Annotated in this window: 16 protein-coding genes; 5 read left to right on the top strand and 11 right to left on the bottom strand. The window is 69.9% G+C overall.

Annotation, left to right across the window (positions count from 1 at the left end; genetic code table 11):
* The first annotated feature begins 6 nt into the window (after positions 1–6).
* Together ACZ6AQ_RS07660 and ACZ6AQ_RS07655 are read left to right on the top strand one after the other, a co-directional pair.
* Positions 7–1,221: a thiolase family protein gene (locus tag ACZ6AQ_RS07660; protein ID WP_468758257.1), complete on the top strand. Its 1,215-nt coding sequence runs from the start codon at positions 7–9 to the stop codon at positions 1,219–1,221.
* A complete protein-coding gene (locus ACZ6AQ_RS07655; RefSeq protein ID WP_468758256.1) occupies positions 1,218–3,356 on the top strand; it encodes a 3-hydroxyacyl-CoA dehydrogenase NAD-binding domain-containing protein in 2,139 nt (712 codons plus the stop codon). Before ACZ6AQ_RS07660 ends, ACZ6AQ_RS07655 begins: the two co-directional genes overlap by 4 nt.
* Before the next feature lie 81 nt (positions 3,357–3,437).
* Here ACZ6AQ_RS07655 and ACZ6AQ_RS07650 read toward each other — a convergent pair whose 3' ends face one another.
* The 10 genes from ACZ6AQ_RS07650 to ngcE form a co-directional block, all read right to left on the bottom strand.
* Positions 3,438–4,523 (bottom strand): PLL family lectin, encoded by a 1,086-nt coding sequence (locus ACZ6AQ_RS07650; protein WP_468758255.1) that lies wholly within the window; start codon positions 4,521–4,523, stop codon positions 3,438–3,440.
* A 99-nt stretch (positions 4,524–4,622) separates the two neighbouring features.
* Positions 4,623–6,101, bottom strand: coding sequence for an amino acid permease (locus ACZ6AQ_RS07645; protein ID WP_468758253.1), 1,479 nt, complete (start codon positions 6,099–6,101; stop codon positions 4,623–4,625).
* Positions 6,102–6,303: 202 nt separating this feature from the next.
* Positions 6,304–8,223 carry a 1-deoxy-D-xylulose-5-phosphate synthase gene (dxs, locus tag ACZ6AQ_RS07640; RefSeq protein WP_468758251.1) on the bottom strand — a complete coding sequence of 640 codons (1,920 nt, stop codon included), beginning with the start codon at positions 8,221–8,223 and terminating at the stop codon, positions 6,304–6,306.
* Positions 8,224–8,460: 237 nt separating this feature from the next.
* The gene (locus ACZ6AQ_RS07635) at positions 8,461–9,780 is read right to left on the bottom strand and encodes a sugar ABC transporter permease (RefSeq protein ID WP_468758250.1); all 1,320 of its coding nucleotides are present in this window, start codon (positions 9,778–9,780) and stop codon (positions 8,461–8,463) included.
* Complete coding sequence (locus ACZ6AQ_RS07630) at positions 9,777–10,556, bottom strand: ATP-binding cassette domain-containing protein (RefSeq protein ID WP_388696649.1); 780 nt, start codon at positions 10,554–10,556, stop codon at positions 9,777–9,779. Before ACZ6AQ_RS07630 ends, ACZ6AQ_RS07635 begins: the two co-directional genes overlap by 4 nt.
* Before the next feature lie 296 nt (positions 10,557–10,852).
* On the bottom strand, positions 10,853–11,917 hold the full coding sequence (locus ACZ6AQ_RS07625) for a sugar ABC transporter substrate-binding protein (RefSeq protein WP_388696647.1): 1,065 nt from the start codon (positions 11,915–11,917) through the stop codon (positions 10,853–10,855).
* Positions 11,918–12,039: 122 nt separating this feature from the next.
* The gene (locus ACZ6AQ_RS07620; RefSeq protein ID WP_388696960.1) at positions 12,040–13,251 is read right to left on the bottom strand and encodes an ROK family transcriptional regulator; all 1,212 of its coding nucleotides are present in this window, start codon (positions 13,249–13,251) and stop codon (positions 12,040–12,042) included.
* A gap of 208 nt (positions 13,252–13,459) precedes the next feature.
* The gene (locus ACZ6AQ_RS07615) at positions 13,460–14,401 is read right to left on the bottom strand and encodes a carbohydrate ABC transporter permease (RefSeq protein WP_468758248.1); all 942 of its coding nucleotides are present in this window, start codon (positions 14,399–14,401) and stop codon (positions 13,460–13,462) included.
* Positions 14,401–15,330 (bottom strand): carbohydrate ABC transporter permease, encoded by a 930-nt coding sequence (locus ACZ6AQ_RS07610; protein WP_468758247.1) that lies wholly within the window; start codon positions 15,328–15,330, stop codon positions 14,401–14,403. The genes ACZ6AQ_RS07615 and ACZ6AQ_RS07610 overlap by 1 nt, the downstream gene beginning before the upstream one ends.
* Before the next feature lie 101 nt (positions 15,331–15,431).
* Complete coding sequence (ngcE, locus tag ACZ6AQ_RS07605) at positions 15,432–16,877, bottom strand: N-acetylglucosamine/diacetylchitobiose ABC transporter substrate-binding protein (RefSeq protein WP_468758246.1); 1,446 nt, start codon at positions 16,875–16,877, stop codon at positions 15,432–15,434.
* A gap of 558 nt (positions 16,878–17,435) precedes the next feature.
* Here ngcE and ACZ6AQ_RS07600 point away from each other — a divergent pair.
* Positions 17,436–18,353, top strand: a complete 918-nt coding sequence (locus ACZ6AQ_RS07600; RefSeq protein WP_468758245.1) for an FG-GAP repeat domain-containing protein — start codon at positions 17,436–17,438, stop codon at positions 18,351–18,353.
* 115 nt (positions 18,354–18,468) lie between these two features.
* Here the strand turns inward: ACZ6AQ_RS07600 and ACZ6AQ_RS07595 are convergent, their stop codons facing one another.
* A complete protein-coding gene (locus tag ACZ6AQ_RS07595; protein WP_468758244.1) occupies positions 18,469–21,264 on the bottom strand; it encodes an aconitate hydratase in 2,796 nt (931 codons plus the stop codon).
* 349 nt (positions 21,265–21,613) lie between these two features.
* Here ACZ6AQ_RS07595 and ACZ6AQ_RS07590 point away from each other — a divergent pair, with 349 nt between their 5' ends.
* Complete coding sequence (locus tag ACZ6AQ_RS07590) at positions 21,614–21,970, top strand: VOC family protein (protein ID WP_388696633.1); 357 nt, start codon at positions 21,614–21,616, stop codon at positions 21,968–21,970.
* A 51-nt stretch (positions 21,971–22,021) separates the two neighbouring features.
* Positions 22,022–23,551 carry a helix-turn-helix domain-containing protein gene (locus tag ACZ6AQ_RS07585; protein ID WP_468758242.1) on the top strand — a complete coding sequence of 510 codons (1,530 nt, stop codon included), beginning with the start codon at positions 22,022–22,024 and terminating at the stop codon, positions 23,549–23,551.
* Positions 23,552–23,636: the final 85 nt, after the last annotated feature.

Raw genomic sequence — 23,636 nt, 5'->3', positions numbered from 1 at the left:
GCCATCGTGCCTCGTACCGTCAGGGACGTCGTCTTCGTCGACGGCGTCCGCACCCCGTTCGGCAAGGCGGGCCCGAAGGGCATCTACCACGAGACCCGCGCCGACGACCTCGTCGTCAAGGCCATCCGGGAGCTGCTGCGTCGCAACCCGGGCCTCGACCCCCAGAAGATCGACGAGGTCGCCATCGCCGCGACCACGCAGATCGGCGACCAGGGTCTGACGCTCGGCCGCACGGCGGGCATCCTCGCCGGGCTGCCGCAGTCGGTGCCGGGCTACTCCATCGACCGCATGTGCGCCGGCGCCCTCACGGCCGTGACGAGCGTCGCCGGTTCGATCGCCTTCGGCGCCTACGACGCCGTCATCGCCGGCGGTGTCGAGCACATGGGCCGCCACCCCATGGGCGAGGGCGTCGACCCGAACCCGCGCTTCGTGTCGGAGAAGCTCGTCGACGAGTCCGCCCTCTTCATGGGCATGACCGCCGAGAACCTGCACGACCGCTACCCGAGCATCACCAAGCGGCGCGCCGACGAGTACGCCGTGCGCTCGCAGGAGAAGGCCGCCAAGGCGTACGCCGACGGCAAGATCCAGCAGGACCTGGTGCCGATCTCGGTCCGCCGCACCGACCCCTCCACCGGCGAGACCGGCTGGGGCCTGGTCACCGCCGACGAGCCGATGCGTCCGGGCACCACCCTGGAGTCGCTGGCCGGCCTGAAGACCCCGTTCCGCGTCCACGGCAACGTGACGGCGGGCAACGCGGCCGGTCTGAACGACGGCGCCACCGCCTCGGTCATCGCCTCCGAGGACTTCGCCCGCGAGAACGGCCTCCCGGTCAAGATGCGCCTGGTCTCGTACGCCTTCGCCGGCGTCGAGCCCGAGGTCATGGGCTACGGCCCGATCCCGGCCACCGAGAAGGCCCTCGCCAAGGCGGGCCTCTCGATCGGGGACATCGGCCTCTTCGAGATCAACGAGGCGTTCGCGGTCCAGGTCCTCGCCTTCCTGGAGCACTACGGCATCGCCGACGACGACGCCCGCGTCAACCAGTACGGCGGCGCGATCGCCTACGGTCACCCGCTCGCCTCCTCCGGCGTCCGTCTGATGACGCAGCTGGCCCGCCAGTTCGAGGAGCACCCGGAGGTCCGCTACGGCCTCAACACGATGTGCGTCGGCTTCGGCATGGGCGCCACGGTCATCTGGGAAAACCCCCACTGGGAGGGCAAGTGAGCACCACCGCCGAGCTTCTGAAGGGCGCCGCCGAGCTCTTCCCGGACGAGGTCGTGACCTCGGCCCACGTACGGCACTTCGAACTCCCGGCGAACGCCGGCCGGTTCGCGCTGATCACCCTGGACAACGGCTTCGACCACACCAAGCCGACCACCTTCGGACCTCAGTCCCTCGCCAACCTGAACACGGCGATCGACCAGGTCGAGGCCGAGGCAGCGAACGGTGAGATCGTCGGCGTCGGCGTCACCGGCAAGCCGTTCATCTTCGCCGTCGGCGCCGACCTCAAGGGCGTCGAGCTGCTGAAGAAGCACGACGAGGCCCTCGCCATCGGCAAGGGCGGCCACGACGTCTTCAAGCGTCTGTCCTCCCTCGCCGTGCCGACCTTCGCGTACTACAACGGCGCGGCCATGGGCGGCGGCGTCGAGGTCGGTCTGCACTGCACCTACCGCACCGTGTCGAAGGCCCTGCCGGCCTTCTCGCTGCCCGAGGTGTTCCTCGGCCTGGTGCCCGGCTGGGGCGGCTGCGTCCTCCTGCCGAACCTGATCGGCGCCGAGAAGGCCGTCTCGGTCATCATCGAGAACTCGCTGAACCAGAACCGCCAGCTCAAGGGCGCGCAGGTCTTCGAACTCGGCATCGCCGACGCGCTCTTCGAGGGCGCCGACTTCCTGGAGCAGTCGCTCGTCTGGACCGCCGGCGTGCTGAACGGCTCCGTGACCGTCGAGCGTCCCGAGGTGGACCGCGGCGAGGCGTGGGACCAGGCCGTCGCCAAGGGCCGCCTGGTCGCCGACTCCAAGGTGCACGGCGCCGCCCCGGCCGCCTACCGCGCCCTCGACATCATCGGGGCCGCCAAGGACGGGGACCTGCAGAAGGGCTTCGACGCCGAGGACCTGGCCCTCGCGGACCTGATCATGGGCGGCGAGCTGCGTTCCGGCATCTACGCCTTCAACCTGGTGCAGAAGCGCGGCAAGCGCCCCGCCGGCGCCCCGGACAAGTCGCTGGCGCGCCCGGTCACCAAGGTCGGCGTCGTCGGCGCCGGTCTGATGGCCTCCCAGCTCGCCCTGCTCTTCCTGCGCCGCCTGGAGGTGCCGGTCGTCCTGACCGACATCGACCAGGAGCGCGTCGACAAGGGCGTGGGCTACGTCCACGCCGAGATCGAGAAGCTGCTCGGCAAGGGCCGCATCAACCAGGACAAGGCCAACCGTCTCAAGGGCCTGGTCTCCGGCGTCCTCGACAAGGCCGAGGGCTTCGCGGACGCGGACTTCGTCATCGAGGCCGTGTTCGAGGAGATGGGCGTCAAGCAGAAGGTGTTCGCGGAGGTCGAGGCGGTCGCCCCGGCGCACGCGATCCTCGCCACCAACACCTCCTCGCTGTCCGTCTCGGAGATGGCCTCCAAGCTCAAGCACCCCGAGCGCGTGGTCGGCTTCCACTTCTTCAACCCGGTCGCGATCCTCCCGCTCCTGGAGATCGTCCGCGGCGAGAAGACGGACGACGCCTCCCTCGCCACCGCCTTCGGCGTGGCGAAGAAGCTGAAGAAGACCGCGGTCCTCACCAAGGACGCCCCGGCGTTCGTCGTGAACCGCATCCTGACCCGCTTCATGGGCGAGATCCAGAACGTCATCGACGAGGGCACCCCGGTCGAGACGGCCGAGAAGGCCATCGAGCCGCTCGGCCTGCCGATGTCCCCGCTGGTGCTCCTGGAGCTCGTCGGCCCGGCCATCGGCCTGCACGTCTCCGAGACCCTCAACCGCTCCTTCCCCGAGCGCTTCAAGGTCTCCCCCAACCTGAAGGCGGTCGTCGAGGCCGGCAAGCGCGGCTTCTACGTCTACAACGCCGAGAACGGCTTCAAGCCGGAGCTCGACCCGGAGGTCGCCGCCCTCCTCGAGCAGGGCGACACCGTCCTGACCGAGGAGCAGGTCCGCGACCGCGTCCTGGACGCGGTGGCGCAGGAGATCGGTCTGATGCTGGAGGAGGGTGTCGTCGCCGAGGCGCAGGACATCGACCTCTGCCTGATCACGGGCGCGGGCTGGCCCTTCCACCTGGGCGGCATCACGCCGTACCTGGACCGCGAGGGCGTCTCCGAGCGCGTCAACGGCAAGCGTTTCCTGGCGCAGGGCGTGGCGAGCGTCCCGGCGTAACGCACCGGGCCCCGTACGCGGACGGCCCCGGCACCCCTTCCCGGGTGCCGGGGCCGTCCGCGTTCTCCGGAGGAGGTGTCGTCACCGCACCGTTTGCCAGTTCCCCAGGACGAAGCCGTCCGCCCCGGGCCGCTGACGGGTGGTACGCAGCGACGACCTGTCGGCCAGGGCCATCGCGACCAGGCGCCCTTCCAGGTCCCGGGCGAGGGCGGTGACCAGCTCGTCGTGGCCCTCCCCCGTCCACGACCGGTGGACTCCCGCATCCTCCTGCTCGCTCGGGTGGACGGCGAGGGCGAGCCGGCCGTCCTCGGCCCGCTGCGCCAGGACCGTGCAGTCGAAGCCGTCGACGAGGCAGCGGGCGACGGACAGCGGTCCGGTGCCCGCCGCCTCGGTGAGGGGCGTGGGCTTCAGGGACCGTTCGGGCGACCAGACGCACACCTGGCCCTCCCGGTCGACGTAGAAGGCCGTGACGTGCCCGGAGGGTCCCGCCAGGGCCGCCAGGGTCCCCATGGTCACCGGGGCCGGCAGCACGTCCTCGCGGACCGGCTTCGCCCCCGGCTCACGCTGCGTGTAGCGGAGGAGGCCCGTCTCGTGGAGGGTGTACAGCTCGACGAGGCCCGAACCGTTGGTGACGGCGGCCGACACGGCGTCGGTCCTGGAACCGGCCAGGTCCCACCAGGGGTGCCAGCCGCCCGCGTCCTTCTGGGCCCGCACGCTGACGCCACCGCCGCCGTTGCGGGAGAAGACGTAGGTGCGACCGACGCCGTCCACGGCCACGCTGGGGACGCCGGTCCAGAGGTACGAGGGCCCGTTCGGGTGGGCGAGCGAGCGCCATTCCACGACCGGACGGCCCGTCTGGTACTGGGTGGTGTGCACCAGTTCGACGCGGTCCGGATGATCACCGGCGGGCCGCACCCCGACGAGGTGCACGTATCCGTCGCTCCCCTGTCCCACCGACAGACTCGGCAGCAGCCCGCCGCCGCCGAGCGGCACGGGCCCGCTCCAGCCGCCGTCGGCGTCCTCGGTCCAGCGCACCACTTCGCCGTCTCGGGGCAGGTAGACGCTGAATCTGCCCTCCTTCCCCCGGGCCAGCCAGGAACCCCGCAGGCACGGGGCGTCGGGGGAGCCGTGGGGGCGGGCGGAGGGGGCCTCGGATCGATTCGCCATGGGGGGTGCAGCGCTCCGGTCATCGGGATGCGGATCGGGTACGAGCCGACTGTAGCGGCCCCTTCCGGCTCGTTTTCCCGTACCTCCGACGTCACCCGTTCAGCGCCGGACGGCCCCGTTCTCCCGTGCGAGCCGGCTGTGACTCCGCCCGTACAGGAAGTACACGGCGAAGCCGATCAGCATCCAGACGGCGAACCGGAACCAGGTCTCGCCCGGCAGGTTGAGCATCAGCCAGAACGAGGCGGCGATGGAGAGGATCGGCAGCGCGGGCACCCAGGGGGTGCGGAAGGCGCGCGGCAGGTCGGGCCGGCTGCGGCGGAGCACGATCACACCGGCCGCGACCACCACGAAGGCGAAGAGGGTGCCGATGTTCACCAGGGTCGCCAGCTCGTTGATGCTGGTGAAGCCGGCGACGACCGCGATGATCACGCCGAGCAGGATCGTCGGCCGGTACGGGGTCCTGAAGCGGGGGTGGGTGACGGAGAAGAAGCGCGGCAGCAGGCCGTCGCGGCTCATCGCGAAGAAGACGCGGGTCTGGCCCAGCAGCAGGATCAGACAGACCGTGATGAGGCCGATGGCGGCGCCGAAGCTGATCACGCCCGCGTAGAAGGGGTGTCCGGCGGCCTTGAAGGCGTCGGCGAGCGGGGCGCTCACCGACAGCTCCTTGTAGTTCTGCATGCCGGTGACGACGAGCGAGACGGCCACGTAGAGCACGGTGCAGATGAGGAGCGAGCCGAGGATGCCCCGGGGCATGTCCCGCTGCGGCAGCTTGGTCTCCTCGGCGGCGGTGGCCACCACGTCGAAGCCGATGAAGGCGAAGAAGACGACGGAGGCGGCGGTGAAGATGCCCATGACGCCGAAGTTCGTCGGTTCGTAGCCGAAGAGCAGCTGGACCAGCGGGGAGCTCCAGTTGGAGCCGCCGCCCTCCGGGGTGACGGCGGGCGGGACGAAGGGCTTGTAGTTGTCGCCGACGACGAAGAACAGGCCGGCGACGATCACGATCATCACCACGGCCACCTTGATCGCCACGACGACCGAGGTGATCCGGGCGGAGAGCTTCATCCCGAGGACGAGGACGACGGTGAGGACCAGGACGAGCACGAACGCCAGGACGTCGAAGGTCCCGCCCGCCACGTCCGGGCCTTCGAGCGAGGCCGGCAGGTGCCAGCCGATGTTGTCCATGAGCGAACGGACGTAGCCCGACCAGCCGACGGCCACCACCGCCGTGCCGAGGGCGAACTCCAGGACGAGGTCCCAGCCGATGATCCAGGCGGGCAGCTCGCCGATGGAGGCGTACGCGAAGGTGTACGCCGAACCCGCCACCGGCACCGTCGAGGCGAACTCGGCGTAGCAGAGGGCGGCGAGGGCGCAGACGATGCCGGCGGCGACGAAGGCGAGGGCCGTCGCCGGACCGGCGTTCTCCTTGGCGACCTTGCCCGTGAGGACGAAGATGCCGGTGCCGATGATGACGCCGACGCCGAAGACCGTGAGGTCCCACGCGGAGAGGGACTTCCGGAGGGCGTGCTCCGGCTCCTCCGTGTCGCGGATCGACTGCTCGACCGACTTGGTCCGGAACACGCCGGAAGTGGCCCGTGGCCGCTGGTCCGTACTCACCGTGGTACCTCCGCGCTCTGCCCGACGTCGGTCTCGGCGCCCCCGCGGACCGGGGGCTGGGATACGTCTCCCCGAACAGAGCCAGAATGCACGCGAATGGGCCGGTCGGCACCCGGGAGGGTGAACCGACCGGCCCAAAGGACGGTCTCCGGAGCGTGCCGGGGCGTCAGTCGCGGACGGGCTCCGCGGTCTTGGCGCTGTCGTCGTAGCGGCCGTCGAACCGCGAGACGAGGCCGGTGACCTGCCGGGCGATGTCCGGGGCGGTCAGGCCGATCTCCGCCAGGATCTCGCCGCGCGAGGCGTGGTCGAGGAAGCGGGGCGGGATGCCGAAGTCGCGCAGCGGCACGTCCACCCCGGCGTCGCGGAGCGCCTGGGCCACGGCCGAGCCGACGCCGCCGACGCGGCTGTTGTCCTCGACGGTGACGACGACCCGGTGGCGCTCGGCGAGCGGGGCGAGGGCCTCGTCGACGGGCTTGACCCAGCGGGGGTCGATCACGGTGGTGGAGATGCCCTGCCGGTCGAGGAGGTCGGCGATCTCCAGGCACATGGGCGCGAGGGCGCCCACGGAGACCAGGAGCACGTCGGGCCGGTCGGTGCCGGGCTCGCGGAGGACGTCCATGCCGCCGACGCGGCGCAGCGCGGGGACGGCCGGGCCGACCGCGCCCTTGGAGAAGCGGACCACGGTCGGGGCGTCGGTGACCTCGACGGCCTCGCGGAGCTGGGCGCGGACCTGGTCGGCGTCGCGCGGGGCGGCGAGCCGCAGGCCGGGCACGACCTGGAGGATCGACATGTCCCACATGCCGTTGTGGGAGGCGCCGTCGGTGCCGGTGACGCCGGCCCGGTCGAGGACGAAGGTGACGCCGCACTTGTGCAGGGCCACGTCCATCAGGACCTGGTCGAAGGCGCGGTTGAGGAAGGTGGCGTAGACCGCGAAGACCGGGTGGAGGCCGCCGGTGGCGAGGCCGGCCGCGGAGACCGCGGCGTGCTGCTCGGCGATGCCGACGTCGAAGACCCGTTCGGGGAACGCCTTGGCGAACTTGTCGAGGCCGACGGGCTGGAGCATGGCCGCGGTGATGGCGACGATGTCCTCGCGCTCCTTGCCGAGGGCGACCATCTCGTCGGCGAAGACGCCGGTCCAGTCGGCGCCGGAGGTGGCGATCGGGAGACCGGTGTCGGGGTGGATCTTCCCGACGGCGTGGAAGCGGTCGGCCTCGTCCTGGAGGGCGGGCTGGTAGCCGCGGCCCTTCTCGGTGAGGCAGTGGACGATGACGGGGCCGCCGAAGCGCTTGGCGCGCGTCAGGGCGGACTCCAGGGCCTCGATGTCGTGGCCGTCGATGGGGCCGACGTACTTGAGGCCGAGGTCCTCGAACATGCCCTGGGGGGCGATGAAGTCCTTGAGGCCCTTCTTCGCGCCGTGCAGCGTCTCGTAGAGCGGCTTCCCGACGACCGGGGTGCGCTCCAGGATGTCCTTGCCGCGGGCGAGGAAGCGCTCGTAGCCGTCGGTGGTGCGCAGGGTCGCCAGGTGGTTGGCGAGGCCGCCGATGGTCGGGGCGTAGGAGCGCTCGTTGTCGTTGACGACGATGACCAGCGGGCGGTCCTTGGCGGCGGCGATGTTGTTCAGCGCCTCCCAGGCCATGCCGCCGGTGAGGGCGCCGTCGCCGATGACGGCCACGACGTGGTCGTCCTTCTTCAGGACCTCGTTCGCCTTGGCCAGGCCGTCGGCCCAGCCGAGGACCGTGGAGGCGTGCGAGTTCTCGATGACGTCGTGCTCGGACTCGGCCTGCGAGGGATAGCCGGAGAGGCCGCCCTTCATCTTGAGCTTCGAGAAGTCCTGACGCCCGGTGAGGAGCTTGTGGACGTAGCTCTGGTGGCCGGTGTCCCAGAGGACCTTGTCCTTCGGGGAGTCGAACACCCGGTGCAGGGCGATGGTCAGCTCGACCACGCCGAGGTTGGGCCCGAGGTGGCCGCCGGTCTTGGAGACGGCGTCCACGAGGAACGTCCGGATCTCGTCGGCCAGCTGGTCCAGCTGCTCCGGGGAGAGCCGGTCCAGGTCTCGCGGTCCCCTGATACGGGTCAGCAGAGCCACCCGTTCCTCCTTGCGTTTGAGCTGGTCGAGCTTGCCGATTCGTCGAGTCTAATGTTCCGTCCCGGATCGCGGGCATCCGGCCGGGCGGCGGGGCGTCGTCCGCCGGGCCGGAACCCGGCCGTCCGTACCGCCCGGGGCGGGACACCGCGTACTGCTCCGGACGCCGCACCGCCCGGCGCCGGTTTCACGGCGTCGGGCGGTGTGGCGAGCGTTACGCGCGCGCGTGGCTTCCGGGCGTCAGGCCCGTCCCGCCGTCTTCTGCGTGCGGCGGGAGACCGAGTCGATGATCACGGCGATGAGCAGGACCGCGCCGGTGATCATGTACTGGATCGCGTTGGAGGACAGGTTCAGCTGGTTGAGGCCCTGGACGATCGACTGGATGACCAGGATGCCCAGGAGCGCCGACCAGACCTTGCCGCGTCCGCCGAACAGGGACGTGCCGCCGATGACCGCGGCGGCGATGCACATCATGAGCTGGTTGCCGCCGCCGAGGGAGCGGTCCGCGCCGCCGGTCGCGGAGGCGAGGAAGAGGCCGCCGACGGCGCCCAGGGTGCCGGAGATCATGAAGACCGAGACGCGGATCCACGCCACGTTGATGCCGGCCCGGCGGGCCGCCTCGATGCCGCCGCCGACGGCGAAGACCTGGCGGCCGTAGGTGGTGCGGCGGAGCACGAAGTCGGTGACGAGCAGGATGACCAGGAAGATCACCAGGGAGAGCGGCAGGCCCTGCTGCTGGTTGAAGCCGTACGCGGCGACGAGGACCAGGACCGCGAGGACGGCGGTGCGCAGGGCGATCTCGCTCTGCGGGCGGTGCGGGAGGCCGGCGGCCCCGCGGCGGCGCGCGTCGCGGAACTGGGCCAGGTAGAAGGCGGCGATCACGACGGCGGCGAGGCCGTAGGCGGCGGCGACGTCGGAGAAGTAGTACTTGGTGAGGTCGCCGACGAAGCTGCCGATCGGGGTGGAGATGGTGGAGCGCTCCCCCATCACCCAGGTCTGGAGGCCGGCCCAGCCGAGGAAGCCGGCGAGGGTGACGACGAAGGCGGGCACGCCGATCTTGGCGAACACGATGCCGTGGAAGGCGCCGATCAGGGTGCCGGACAGGATGCCGAGGAGGATGGCGAGCCCGTCGGGCATGTCGGTGCCGAGGACGCCCCAGACGGAGCCGGCGAGACCGGCCACGGAGCCGACGGCGAGGTCGATCTCGCCGAGCAGCAGGACGAAGACGATGCCGACGGCCATGATGCCGGGGCCGACCGCGTACAGCGTGATCTGGTCGAGGTTGTACGGGGTGATGAAGTTGCCGGTGAGGGCCTGGAAGACGACGCCGATGACGATGAGGCCGACGACGACGGGCAGCGAGCCGATCTCGCCGGAGCGGATCTTGCGCCGGAACTCGTCGACGTATCCCTTGAAGCCCTGCTCGCGGACGAGGAGGCGCGGGTCGACGGCGGGGACCGCGGCGGCGGCCGGGGTCTCGGTGACCGGCGCGTCGCCCTCGGGGGCGCGGGGGTCGGGCACCGCGGCCGGGCCGCTCGCGGGCTGCGGGGACGTGCTCACTTCGCTACCTCCGCGTTGCGGGCCTGGCGACGGGTCACGGCGTTGTCCGTGGCACCGGTGATCGCGGCGATGATCTCTTCGTGGGTGGTGGTGGCGACCGGGAAGGTGCCGTTGTTGCGGCCCAGGCGCAGGACGGCCACGGTGTCCGCGACGGCCTTCACGTCGGCCATGTTGTGGCTGATGAGGATGACGCCGAGGCCCTGCTCGCGCAGCCGCTCGACCAGGTCGAGGACCTGGGCGGTCTGCTCGACGCCGAGGGCGGCGGTCGGCTCGTCGAGGATCACGATCTTGGGGTCGCCGACCAGGGCGCGGGCGATGGCGACCACCTGCCGCTGGCCGCCGGAGAGGGCGGCGACGGGGATGCGGACGCTGGGGATGCGGATGGAGAGGGTGGAGAGGAGGTCCTTCGCGCGCTTCTCCATGGCGACCTCGTCGAGGACGCCGCCCTTCTTGATCTCGCGGCCGAGGAACAGGTTGGCGACGACGTCGAGGTTGTCGCAGAGCGCGAGGTCCTGGTAGACGGTCGCGACGCCGAGGCTCTGGGAGTCCTGCGGGCGGGAGATCTCGACCTGACGGCCCTCCCACTCGATGACGCCCTCGTCGATGGGGTGCACCCCGGCGATCGTCTTGACCAGCGTGGACTTTCCCGCTCCGTTGTCGCCGACGAGCGCGACGACCTCACCTGCGTGGACTTCGAGATCGACACCGGAGAGGACCTGAACCGCTCCGAACCGCTTGAAGATCCCGCGCAACGCCAGCACGGGCGTCTGGGACACGTGAACCAACTCCTTCGCCGCCCGCGGGCGGCGGCATGTCGCGCCGCCGGTGCAGCGCCAAAGTATCGGGAGGGGGTGAGCCCGTCCGGTCCCGGGCCGACAGCGGGGTCTGGGTCGGCCGGGGACCGGGCGGGCCGGAAGGGGACGGACGCGGACGGGCGCGCCGGCCGGTCGTACGCGGGCTTCACCCTCTGTACGCGGCCGGCGGGCGGTCCGGCGCCCCCCGTGCGGGAGGGGCGGCCGGGTCCGGAGTCCGTGACGCCGGGCCCCCGGGCCCGGCGGATGCGTGCCGGGGTCTACTTGACGCCCAGCTCGGCGCACTTCGCGGCGAGGTCCGCGGTGCAGAGGTCGGCGGCCTTGTAGATGCCGTCCTTGACGACCGTGGACTGGATGTTGGACTTGTCCACCACGACCGGCGGGAAGAGCGTGGACGGCACGCCGTCGGTCGCGCCCTGGGCGCCGAGGTCCTTGCCCTTGAGCAGGTTCACCGCGAACTTGGCGGCCTCGGGCGCGAGCTGGAGCGGCGACTTGTAGATGGTGAAGGTCTGCGAGCCGGCGATGATGCGCTGGACGCCCGCGACCTCGGCGTCCTGGCCGCCGACCGGGACGCCCTTGACGCCGGCGTTCTCCAGGGAGGTGATGATGCCGCCGGCCATGCCGTCGTTGGCGGAGTAGACGGCGCCGATCTTGTCCTTGCCGACCGAGGAGATCGCGGCGGACATCTTCTCGCCCGCGATCTTCGGGTCCCACTCGCCGGACGCCTCGTAGGCGATCTTGCCGACCTTGCCGTCGAGGGCGGTGTGCGCGCCCTTCTTGAACAGGGCGGCGTTCGGGTCCTTCTCGTCGCCGTTGATCATCACGACGTTGGCGGTGGCGGCCTTCGCGCCGAGCGCGGTGAGGAGGGCCTGGCCCTGGAGCTCGCCGACCTTGTTGTTGTCGTGGCTGACGTAGGCGTCGGCGCCCGGGATCGCGCGGTCGTACGCGACGACCTTGACGCCCTTGGCCTTCGCGTCCTTGACCCATCCCTCGGCCTTGGCGGCGTCCACCGGGTCCAGGGCGATGACCTTGATGCCGTCGGCGATGAACTGGTCGAACTGCTGCTTCTGCTTGACGACGTCGGAGACCGCGTTGTTGTAGACGACCTCGCAGTCGTCGCACGCCGCCTTGACGGCCTTCTCGAACTGGGGCTTGTCCAGGGCCTCGTAGCGCGAGGTCTTGTTCTCGGGAAGGAGCAGGCCGATCTTGGTCGTGCTGCCCTTGTCTCCGCTGTCGCCGCCACCGGCCTGCCCGCAGGCGGCGAGCGAGAGGGCCATCGAGACCGCGGCCGTGGCTATGACGGCGCGACGCGTCACTGCGTTCATGTGGGGTTGCCTCCCTGACGAGGCCGCGACGTTGCGGCCGAGGTTGCACGAAGTCAACTCGGCCGCAACGTTGACGTCAAGAAGTAAATTCTTAACGAGATGACAACGGTGGTGTTCGTTATCTAAGTGAAGGCAAGGCGGGAGGCCGGGGCCGTCGCGGGCAGCGTGCTCTCCAACAGGGTCGAATCGCCCATCTCGCTCAGGACGAGGGCGAGTGCGCCGAGCACCTCGGCACGCCCTCCGAGCGCGCCCTGGGCCAGCGAGAGCTGGCGGGCCGCGCTGGGGATCGCGTAGCGCGAGACGGAGTCCCTGATGGGCGCGAGGACCAGCTCGCCCGCCTCGGCGAGGTCGCCGCCGAGCACCACCCGGCTGGGGTTGAGGAGGTTGCAGAGGTTGGCGATGCCGCTGCCGATGTGGCGCCCGACGTCCGCGATCACCCGGCGGCAGCCGGGGTCGCCCTCCCGGGCGAGCCGGACGACCCGCTCCATCGTCAGGTCGGGCCCGTGGCTCGGCCGGAGCAGCGGCAGGACGTAGCGGGCGGCCGTGAAGGTCTCCAGGCAGCCGCGGTTGCCGCAGCGGCAGACCGGCCCCGACTCGTCCAGGGTGATGTGCCCGATCTCGCCGGCGGTGCCGCCCGGTCCCCGGTAGACCCGGCCGTCTATCACGAGGCCCGCGCCGACGCCGCTGGCCACCTTGATGTACGCCAGGTCCTTGACGCCCCGCCCGCCGCCCCAGACCAGCTCGCCGAGGGCGCCGAGGTTGGCGTCGTTGTCGACGTGCACGGGCACGCCGAGACGGCCGGAGAGCTCCTCGGCGGGGTTGATGCCGCTCCACCCCGGCAGGATCGAGGTCGAGCCGAGGGTCCCGGAGGAGACGTCGATGGGGCCCGGCACGCCGAGGCCGACGCCGATCACCTTGTCCGTGCCGATCCCGGTGGCCCCGATGAGCCGTTTGACCAGCTGCTCCGCCCGGTCGAAGCCCTCGGCGGCGGAGGCGTCGACGTCGAGCGGCTCGGCCTCCTCGGCGAGCACCTGGTGGGCCAGGTTGCCGACGGCGACCCGGAGGTGGGTGTGGCCGAAGTCGACCCCTATCACGATGCCGGCGTCACCGGAGAGCGAGACGCTGCGGGCCCGGCGGCCCCCCGCGGAGGTGGGCGTGACCTCGACGGTGCCGCCGTCCTTCAGCTCCCGCACGATGTTGGAGACCGTGGCGGCGGAGAGGCCCGTCGCCCGGGCGATCTCCGCCTGGGTGAGCGAGCCGGCCATGCGCACCGCCCGGACGACCCGTTCGAGATTGGCCCTGTGCAGAGATGTCTGCGACCCCGGAGTCTCCATCGACTCACTCACTCCCACCGTTTTCTCCAACATGTGAACTCTAAGGGGACGCTTTCGGCTCGCCCCCCGTCAAGACCTTGAGTCTCGGAGGTGTGGTTCGCGCCGTCCTGCCGGCCGGTTTCCCCGCGCGCCGCACGGCGGGAGGGGCCCCCGGCGGCGTGCCGGGGGCCCCTCGGAAGGCGCTGTCGGGGCCGCGAGGGCCCCCGGGTCACTTCACGGCGCCGGCGGTCAGACCGGCCACCACCTGTCGCTGGAAGACGATGTAGGCGGCGAGGACCGGGAGCATCGCCATCACCAGGCCGGCGAAGAGGCCGGACCAGTCGCCCTTGTAGCCCTGGCTGACCGCGAGCTGCACCAGGCCCTGCGAGAGCACCTTCTGTTCCGGCTCCGTGTTGAGCACGGTGGGCAGCAGGTACTGGTTCCACTGCCCGAGGAAGTTGAAGATGCCGACGCTGATGAGGCCCGGCCGGGCCATCGGCAGCATCACCTGGAAGAAGGTGCGGGTGTGCGAGGCGCCGTCCACGAACGCCGCCTCCGCCACCGAGGTGGGCAGGGTGCGGAAGAAGGCGGTGAGGAAGAAGACGGTGAAGGGCAGCGAGTACGCGATGTAGACGAGGATGAGGCCGTGCAGCGTGTTGAGCAGGGCCATGTTCTGCATCACGTAGAACAGCGGCACGAGCGCCAGGATGATCGGGAAGCTCATTCCTCCGATGAAGAGGAAGTAGATGAAGCGGTTGCCCGGGAATTCGAAGCGGGCCAGGACGTAGGCCGCCATCGAACCGAGGAGGAGCGTGCCGATGAGCGAACCGCCGACCACCAGCAGGGTGTTCAGGAAGTAGTCGCTCATGTGCGCCTCGGTCCAGGCGCGCGACCAGTTCTCGAAGTGCAGCCCGTCGGGCAGCGACCAGGGCGAGGTGAAGATCGCCTTGTCGGTCTTGAAGGAGGTCATGACCGCCCAGAGCAGCGGCATGACGACCATGATCGCCCAGATGATCAGGACGCCGTGCGAGAAGACGTTGAGCACCCCGCCCTCGCCCCGGGACTTCGCCCGGGGACCACTGGCGGTGGTCTTGGTGACGGTGGTCCCGGAGCCCGCCGGGGGGCCGGGGGCCCGGTCGGGGCCGGTGGTGGCAGTGTCGGTCGTCTTCATCAGAACTCCAGCCGCTCGCGCCGGCCCAGCTTCATCACGACGGCCGCGAAGGCCAGCGTGACGACGAGGAGGGCGACGCCGATGGTCGTGGCGTAGGCGGCCTGACCGTCCCGGAACGCCTTCTGGTACACGTACAACGGAAGGACGATGGTCGAGTAGTCGGGACCGCCGCCGCTGGGGCCGACCGTCATGATCTGGACGACGGCGAAGGACTCCGCGCCGAGCGCCAGGATGCCCATGTAGATCCACCCGGACTGCACGGTGTCCCAGAGCAGCGGCAGGGTGATCCTGAAGAAGGTGGTGAAGCGGTTCGCGCCGTCGAGCAGCGCCGCCTCGTAGAAGTCCCTCGGGATGGACGCCATGCCGGCCGAGAAGAGGACGACGAAGAATCCGACGGTGGACCAGACGAGGACGACCATCACGCAGACGAGGGCGAGGTCCGGGTCGCCGAGCCAGTCGGGCTGGACGCTTCCGAGCCCGATGCCCTTCAGGAAGGAGTTGATGGCTCCGCTGTTCGGGTTGTACGCGAACTGGAAGAGCAGCGCGACGATCGCGATCGACAGCACCTGCGGGAAGAAATAGACGATCTTGTAGAAGGAGGAGCCGCGCACACCCGCGATGGCCGCGCCCTTGCGGCGCCGACCGCCGACATTGAGCATGAACGCGAAGAACAGCGCGAGACCGACCGTCACCAGCGGCAGCACCACCGCGAAGGTCAGGCTGTGCTGGAGCGATTTCCAGAAGACCTCGTCGTCCAGCATCCTGCTGTAGTTCCCGAAACCGATCATTCCGAATTCGGGGCTCAGTCCGGTCCAGTCCGTGAAGGAGTAATAGATGGACTGGATGAACGGCCAGACGACGAACAGCGCGTAGAGCGCGAGGGGGGCCGCCAGGAACCCCACGATGAAACGGTACTTGCCGTGTTGCATTTCCTACCGACCCCGATCTTCCCGCGGAAGCGCGCCGCTGTTGTGGCACGCGAAGGGCCCGGGGCCCGCTCCCGGTCGGCGGGAAGGGGCCCCGGCAGTGGTCACTGGTGCTTGTAGTGCTTGATGCTCGAGTCCTTGGCCGCCTCGTCGGCGAACTTCTGGATCTTCTTGATCGTCTCGGCGGGGGTGGCGCGCCCGGCCATCATCTCGCCGATGCCGGCGACGCCGATCTTCTCCTTCTGGAGGGCGACGTACCAGTCCTGGAGGCGCGGGTTGACGACGTTCTGGCCCGCCTTCTCCAGGGCGGCGACGCCGGACTTGAGGCCCGGGGTCAGCTCGATGCCGTCGGTGCCGCCGTTGAAGGCCGACAGGGACTTCACCGACTGGGTGAAGTTCTTGGAGGACGCCTCGCTGAGCATGATGCGCAGCTGCTCCATGCCGCCCTCGGCGTTCTTCGCCTTGGCCGGGACGACGAAGGGCTCGCCGCCGGACGCCCAGATGGTGCCGAAGGGCATCTTGTCGGAGGCGTCGAGGCCGGTCGGGGCGGAGACGGCCAGGTTGAAGTCGGCCGGCATGGTCTTGGCGGCCTCGTTCTCGACCCAGGAGCCGTTCGGGATGAACAGCGCCTTGCCCTCGGTCCAGGCGGTCTGCGACTGGATGTGGTCGAGGCCGGGGGTGCCCTTGAGGATGTAGCCCTTCCGGACCAGCTCGTAGTACGCCTCGAAGCACGCCTTGACGGCGGGGTGCTCCCACGCCTTCGGCTCCAGGTTGTCGATGGCGTCCAGGACCTCGCGGCCGCCGACCTTGCCGATCATCGGGTAGAGCGAGAAGGGCACGTAGTACGGGTGCTTGCCCGCGTACGTCCAGCCGGCGATGCCCTTCTTCTTGGCCTTCTCGCAGACGTCCAGCATCTCGTCCCAGGTCTCCGGGTACTTGGCGTCGAGCGAGTCGAGCAGCTTCTGCGAGTACCAGACGCCGTAGACCGTGTAGGCGTAGTACAGGATCCACACCTGCTCGCCGTCGAACCGGCCCATCTCGACGATGCCGGGCCGCAGGGTGTCGCGGACCTTCTTCTTCGGGTCGTCGACGGAGGGCGCGTCGAGGAGCGGGGTGAGGTCCGCGAGCTGCTTCTGGCCGACGAGGACGCCCATGTCCATCTGCTCGGCGCCGGAGTTGTCGATGAGGTCCGGCGGGGTGCCGCCGTTGAAGCGCGGCTGCAGGGTGGTGGTGATCTTCTGGGTCGGGGTGAACTTGACCTTCGCCTTGGGGTAGTTGGTCTCGTAGACCTTGATCGCGTCCTTGGCGTACTGCTGCCCGAAACCGCCGTCGAAGAGGACGAAGTCGAGCGGGGCCGAGTCGTTCACGCCGAGGGGGTTCTTGTCGGACTTCGTCCCCTTCTCGACCTTTCCGTTGCCGCCGCCGTCACTGCTCGCACAGGCGGAGAGGAACCCCATGGTCGGTACGGAGATCAGACCGACAGCGACGGAACGCTTGATCAGATCGCGACGGCCAAGGCCCTCATTGGTCTGTGCGGAGGTGGATCCCATGCTCAAGTCCTCGCCTTCATTCAGGACTCAGGCGGTGTACCGGTCGCCCGTTCTCACTCGCCTCAGGCGAAGGGCCCCGCCACCGCGGTCATTTGCAGCCGGGTCGTGCACGCGTCGGGCCGTCGTCGGTGAATACGACGGGCTGGACGCGACAGGTATAGTCCACTTCCCTTCACCTGAGCAAGATCGAAAGCAGGTTTCGGCAGCCATCTTTCCCGAGTTGAGACCTGCGGGATGACCAGGCCGGATCTGCGGCGTTTCGTCCAATCACTCGTCGGCGGACACTCTTGACACCGCACCACTTCCGCCCGTACTGGAGGCCGTACGCGAAACCGGCGGCGCCGGGACGCACCACGTCCGGACATAACGGGACGACCACCCGAACGGCCAAAAGGACGAACGGGATATATGGCCGGGACGGAAACAGCTGTGTCACAAACCTGTGGACCGGTGAAGATCTCGTGAGGAAGATACGAGATCATAGGGGTCCCGCCCGCTCCTCCTCGTGACGGACGCGCGGCGGGGACCGTCTTTTTCCACTCGGATCTGGAGTACTACGTGGCCAACTTTTCTGGCCTGAACCGTGCGGGCGCGCTGTCCCGCATCACGGTCGCGGCGATAACCGCCGCTCTCGTCGGCACCACCACGGCCGCGGTCGCGGCCGACGCCCCGCAGCCCGCCCGTTCGGCCTCGGCCGCCCAGAAGGCGGCGCCGAAGGCGAGCACGTTCGCCGCGTCCAGCGCCTCCGCCGTCGCCGACGGCGAGCTGCGCGGCGTGGACAAGTCGGGCACCATGTACTCCTACATGCCGAACGGCACCGGCGGCTTCGGCGAGCGCCAGTACGGCGGCTACGGCTGGGAGTACACGCAGCACCTCACGATGGCCGACCAGGACGGCGACGGCGATTCCGACGGCGCCTGGGGCGTCACGGGCGGCCGTCTGCACTACACCCCGTGGGGCGAGTCGACCATCGACCTCGGTGGCGGCTGGGGCGTCTTCGACAAGGTCGTCTCCGTGGGCACCCTCGGCGGTGCGGCCGCGGCCGACCTGCTCGCCCGGGACGCCTCCGGCAACCTGTACCTGTACCTCGGGTACGGCAACGGCAAGTTCGCCCCGCGCGTCAAGGTCGGCACCGGCTGGGGCGGCATGAACCAGATCACCGGCAAGGGCGATCTGAACAACGACGGCAAGAACGACGTGGTCGCTCGCGACAAGTCGGGCAACCTGTGGGTGTACCCGGGCACGGGCAACTACGCGAAGCCGTTCGGCAACCGTTACCAGGCCGGCAGCGGCTGGAACGGCCTGCCCACCTTCGTCTCCAGCGGCGACGTCGACTTCGACGGGGTCACCGACCTGGTCGCCCGCGACTCCGCGGGCGTGCTGTGGCTGTACCCGGGCACGGGCGTCAAGTCGCCCGCGTTCAAGCCCCGCAAGAAGGTCGGCTCCGGCTGGAACACCTACCGTCTGATCTTCTGACGGTTCCGGCGCCCTCGACGCCCCGCGCCTCCGCGGCACGGTCGTGAGGGAACCGAAAGGGCCCCGCTCCTCCTCCGAGGAGCGGGGCCCGCTTCGTACCGCCGGGTTCCGGGCGTCAGCCGCGGATCAGGTTGCGCAGCACGTACTGCATGATGCCGCCGTTGCGGTAGTAGTCCGCCTCGCCGGGCGTGTCGATGCGGACGACCGCGTCGAACTCGACACCGGTGTCGGTGGTGACCTTGACCGTGCGCGGCGTGGTGCCGTCGTTCAGCTCCTCGACGCCGGTGAAGGAGAAGGTCTCCTCGCCGGTCAGGCCGAGGCTCTCGGCGGACCGGCCCTCCGGGAACTGGAGCGGCAGGACGCCCATGCCGATGAGGTTCGAGCGGTGGATGCGCTCGTACGACTCGGCGATGACGACCTTGACGCCCAGGAGCGCGGTGCCCTTGGCGGCCCAGTCGCGGGACGAGCCGGAGCCGTACTCCTTGCCCGCGAGGATCGTGAGCGGGATGCCCTGCTCGATGTAGTTGCGGGAGGCGTCGTAGATGAACGACACCGGTCCGCCGTCCCGGGTGAAGTCGCGGGTGTAGCCGCCCTCGGTGCCCGGCGCGATCTGGTTGCGCAGGCGGATGTTGGCGAAGGTGCCGCGGATCATGACCTCGTGGTTGCCCCGGCGCGAGCCGTAGGAGTTGAAGTCACGACGCTCCACACCGTGCTCGGTGAGGTACTGGCCGGCCGGGGTGTCGGCCTTGATGGCGCCGGCCGGGGAGATGTGGTCGGTGGTGACCGAGTCGCCGAGCTTCGCGAGCACGCGGGCGCCCGTGATGTCGGTGACCGGGGTGGTCTCCATCGTCATGCCCTCGAAGTACGGGGGCTTGCGGACGTAGGTGGACTCGGCGTCCCACTCGAAGGTGTCGCCGGTCGGGATCGGCAGCGCCTGCCACTGGGCGTCGCCCGCGAAGACGTCCTGGTAGGACTTGTTGAACATGTCCTCGCCGATGGCGTTGGCGACGACGTCGTTGACCTCGGCCTCGGACGGCCAGATGTCCTTGAGGAAGACCGGGTTGCCCTCGGTGTCGGTACCGAGCGCGTCCTTGGTGATGTCCACCTTCATGGAGCCCGCGATGGCGTACGCGACGACCAGCGGCGGGGAGGCCAGGTAGTTCATCTTGACGTCGGGGTTGATGCGGCCCTCGAAGTTCCGGTTGCCGGAGAGGACCGAGGTGACCGCGAGGTCGTGCTCGTTGACGGCCTTGGAGACCTCCTCCGGCAGCGGGCCGGAGTTGCCGATGCAGGTGGTGCAGCCGTAGCCGACGAGGTTGAAGCCGACCTTGTCGAGGTACGGGGTGAGGCCCGCCTTGTCGAAGTAGTCGGTGACGACCTTCGAGCCCGGGGCGAGGGTGGTCTTGACCCACGGCTTGCGGGTCAGGCCCTTCTCCACGGCCTTCTTCGCCACGAGGGCGGCGGCGACCATGACGTACGGGTTCGAGGTGTTGGTGCAGGAGGTGATCGCGGCGACGGTGACGGCGCCGTGGTCGATCTCGTAGGTGCTGCCGTCGGGGGCGGTGACGGTGACCGGGCGGGACGGGACCTCGGCGCCGGTGCCCTCGGCGTGCTGCGGGGCGCCCGCGCCGTTCTCCTGGCTGCCGTAGGCCGGGGCGTCGGAGGCCGGGAAGGACTCGACGCTCGCCTCGTCCACCGGGGAGGCGGCGGTGCCGGCCTGGGCGGCGGGGACCTCGACGTAGTTGAGGAGGTCCTTGGCGAACTGCTCGGCGGCGTTCGCGAGGACGATGCGGTCCTGCGGGCGCTTCGGACCGGCGATGGAGGGGACGACCGTGGAGAGGTCGAGCTCCAGCTTCTCGGAGAAGTCGGGCTCGGCGGCCGGGTCGAGCCAGAGGCCCTGCTCCTTGGCGTACGCCTCGACGAGCGCGACCTGCTGCTCGTCACGGCCGGTGAGGCGCAGGTACTTCAGCGTCTCGTCGTCGATCGGGAAGATCGCGGCGGTGGAGCCGAACTCCGGCGACATGTTGCCGATGGTGGCGCGGTTCGCGAGGGAGGTGGCGGCGACGCCCTCGCCGTAGAACTCGACGAACTTGCCGACGACGCCGTGCTTGCGCAGCATCTCGGTGATCGTGAGGACCAGGTCGGTGGCGGTGGTGCCGGCCGGCAGCTCGCCGGTCAGCTTGAAGCCGACGACGCGCGGGATGAGCATGGAGACCGGCTGGCCGAGCATCGCGGCCTCGGCCTCGATGCCGCCGACGCCCCAGCCGAGCACGCCGAGGCCGTTGACCATGGTGGTGTGCGAGTCGGTGCCGACGAGGGTGTCGGGGTACGCCTGGCCGTTGCGGACCATGACCGTGCGGGCCAGGTGCTCGATGTTCACCTGGTGGACGATGCCGGTGCCGGGCGGGACGACCTTGAAGTCGTCGAAGGCGGTCTGGCCCCAGCGCAGGAACTGGTAGCGCTCCTTGTTGCGGCCGTACTCCAGCTCGACGTTCTGGCCGAACGCCTCCTTGGTGCCGAACTTGTCGGCGATGACCGAGTGGTCGATGACCAGCTCGGCCGGGGAGAGCGGGTTGACCTTCGCCGGGTCGCCGCCGAGCTCCTTGACGGCCTCGCGCATGGTGGCGAGGTCGACGACGCAGGGCACACCGGTGAAGTCCTGCATGATCACGCGGGCCGGCGTGAACTGGATCTCCTGGCTCGGCTGAGCCTGCGAGTCCCAGCCGCCGAGGGCCCGGATGTGGTCGGCGGTGATGTTCGCGCCGTCCTCGGTGCGGAGCAGGTTCTCCAGGAGGACCTTCAGGCTGTAAGGGAGGCGCGCGGAGCCCTCGACCTTGTCCAGCTTGAAGATCTCGTACGACTCGTCGCCCACGCGCAGCGTGCTGCGGGCGTCGAAGCTGTTCGCCGACACGACAGTCTCCTTCATCAATGTGCGCGTACTACCGTCATACTGCCGCCACGACTCCTCGTGAATCCGTTGAGGTAAGACTTACTTAGGTAACCCTTACCAATCGGGCGGCCACGGTGCGCCGTAAGCAGTTATCTCGATGTCGAGATAACTCTAGTGCATCCCCGCCGCCCGGTCATGCCCGGATGCCGGGGAAGTGCGGGGTGTCGCTCCCCGGGCGCGCGGGGCGTCGCCCCTCCGGCACACGGGGTGCCGCCCCTCCGGCGCGCGGCGGGGCGCGTGCGGACGCGGTCGCGACCCGTACGGACGCGGCCCGGTGGCCGTCCCCGCGCGGGGCGCCGAGGATCGGGGCATGTTCAGCGGCGTGCATGTGACCCTCTACACCCGGGACGCGGAGGCGGACCGCGACTTCCTCCGGGACGTCCTCGGCTTCGGGCACGTGGACGCCGGGCGCGGCTGGCTCGTCTTCGGACTGCCACCCGCCGAGATCGCGGTGCTCCCCACGGAGAACGGGCCGCGGCAGGAGATGTACTTCATGTGCGACGACCTCACCCGCACCCTGACGGTCCTGGAGGACCGGGGCGCGGAGATCTCACGGCCCATCAGCGACCAGGGGTGGGGGCTGCTCGCGGCCGTCCGGCTGCCGAGCGGGACCGAACTCCCCCTCTACGAACCGCATCACCCGACCGCGCACGGCCTTTCACCCTGACGGCCCACCCCCGCTTCGATCTTCATCTCATATCTGAGATAACGTGACGCCATGGCAGACGACTACCTCGTACGCATCGGCAAGCTCATCCGTGACGCCCGGCAGCACCGTGGCTGGACCCAGACGCAGCTCGCCGAGGCGCTGGCCACGAGCCAGAGCGCCGTCAACCGCATCGAACGCGGCAACCAGAACATCAGCCTTGAGATGATCGCCCGGATCGGCGAAGCCCTGGACAGCGAGATCGTGTCCCTGGGATACGCGGGCCCCATGCACCTCCGGGTCGTCGGCCGCCGCCGCCTCTCCGGTGCCATCGACGTCAAGACGAGCAAGAACGCCTGCGTCGCGCTGCTCTGCGCCTCGCTCCTCAACAAGGGCCGCACGGTCCTGCGCCGGGTCGCCCGCATCGAGGAGGTCTTCCGGCTCCTGGAGGTCCTCCACTCCATCGGCGTGCGCACCCGCTGGATCAACGAGGGCGTGGACCTGGAGATCGTGCCGCCGGCCGAGCTGGACATGGAGTCGATCGACTCCGAGGCCGCCATCCGCACCCGCTCGATCATCATGTTCCTCGGCCCGCTGCTGCACCGCATGGACCGCTTCCGGCTGCCGTACGCCGGCGGCTGCGACCTCGGCACCCGCACGATCGAGCCGCACATGATCGCGCTGCGCCGCTTCGGCCTGGAGGTCACGGCCACCGAGGGGATCTACCACGCCCAGGTCGAGCGCTCGGTCTCTCCCGGCCGCCCGATCGTCCTGACCGAACGCGGCGACACGGTCACCGAGAACGCGCTGCTCGCCGCCGCCCGGCACAACGGCGTGACCGTCATCCGCAACGCCTCGTCCAACTACATGGTCCAGGACCTCTGCTTCTTCCTGGAGGCCCTCGGCGTCCGGGTGGACGGCATCGGCACCACCACCCTGACCGTCCACGGCGTGCCGCAGATCGACGTGGACGTCGACTACTCCCCCTCCGAGGACCCGGTCGAGGCGATGAGCCTGCTGGCCGCCGCCGTCGTCACCGAGTCGGAGCTGACGATCCGCCGGGTCCCGATCGAGTTCATGGAGATCGAGCTCGCCGTCCTGGAGGAGATGGGCCTCGACCACGACCGCTCGGCCGAGTACTCCGCCGACAACGGCCGTACGCGCCTGGTCGACCTGACGGTCCGCCCCTCCAAGCTGGAGGCGCCGATCGACAAGATCCACCCCATGCCGTTCCCCGGCCTGAACATCGACAACGTCCCCTTCTTCGCGGCCATCGCGGCCACGGCGCAGGGCAAGACCCTGATCCACGACTGGGTCTACGACAACCGCGCGATCTACCTCACCGACCTCAACCGCCTCGGCGGCCGCCTCCAGCTCCTCGACCCCCACCGCGTCCTGGTGGAGGGCCCGACCCGCTGGCGCGCCGCCGAGATGATGTGCCCGCCGGCCCTCCGCCCGGCCGTGGTCGTCCTCCTGGCGATGATGGCGGCCGAGGGCACGTCGGTCCTCCGGAACGTGTACGTCATCAACCGGGGATACGAGGACCTGGCGGAGCGGCTGAACTCGGTGGGGGCGCAGATCGAGATCTTTCGGGACATCTGAGGGTCCTCGGAGAAGACACCGCCGCACCCCTCTTGCCCCGGTCGACGCGAGGCAGGACGGGCGCGGCGGCGCCCGGGGCCGCCTC

The sequence above is a fragment of the Streptomyces sp. NPDC041191 genome, assembly GCF_055591945.1.
The sequence above is the reverse complement of the archived record's forward strand: the minus strand, read 5'-3'. Positions and strand labels throughout refer to the sequence as shown.

Bases quoted from the DNA above. Each gene is read 5' to 3' on its own strand.
- ACZ6AQ_RS07650 (WP_468758255.1), bottom strand. From the start codon at position 4,523: ATGGCGAATCGATCCGAGGCCCCCTCCGCCCGCCCCCACGGCTCCCCC.
- ACZ6AQ_RS07625 (WP_388696647.1), bottom strand. From the start codon at position 11,917: ATGAACGCAGTGACGCGTCGCGCCGTCATAGCCACGGCCGCGGTCTCG.
- ACZ6AQ_RS07620 (WP_388696960.1), bottom strand. From the start codon at position 13,251: ATGGAGACTCCGGGGTCGCAGACATCTCTGCACAGGGCCAATCTCGAA.
- ACZ6AQ_RS07615 (WP_468758248.1), bottom strand. From the start codon at position 14,401: ATGAAGACGACCGACACTGCCACCACCGGCCCCGACCGGGCCCCCGGC.
- ACZ6AQ_RS07610 (WP_468758247.1), bottom strand. From the start codon at position 15,330: ATGCAACACGGCAAGTACCGTTTCATCGTGGGGTTCCTGGCGGCCCCC.
- ngcE (WP_468758246.1), bottom strand. From the start codon at position 16,877: ATGGGATCCACCTCCGCACAGACCAATGAGGGCCTTGGCCGTCGCGAT.
- ACZ6AQ_RS07590 (WP_388696633.1), top strand. From the start codon at position 21,614: ATGTTCAGCGGCGTGCATGTGACCCTCTACACCCGGGACGCGGAGGCG.
- ACZ6AQ_RS07585 (WP_468758242.1), top strand. From the start codon at position 22,022: ATGGCAGACGACTACCTCGTACGCATCGGCAAGCTCATCCGTGACGCC.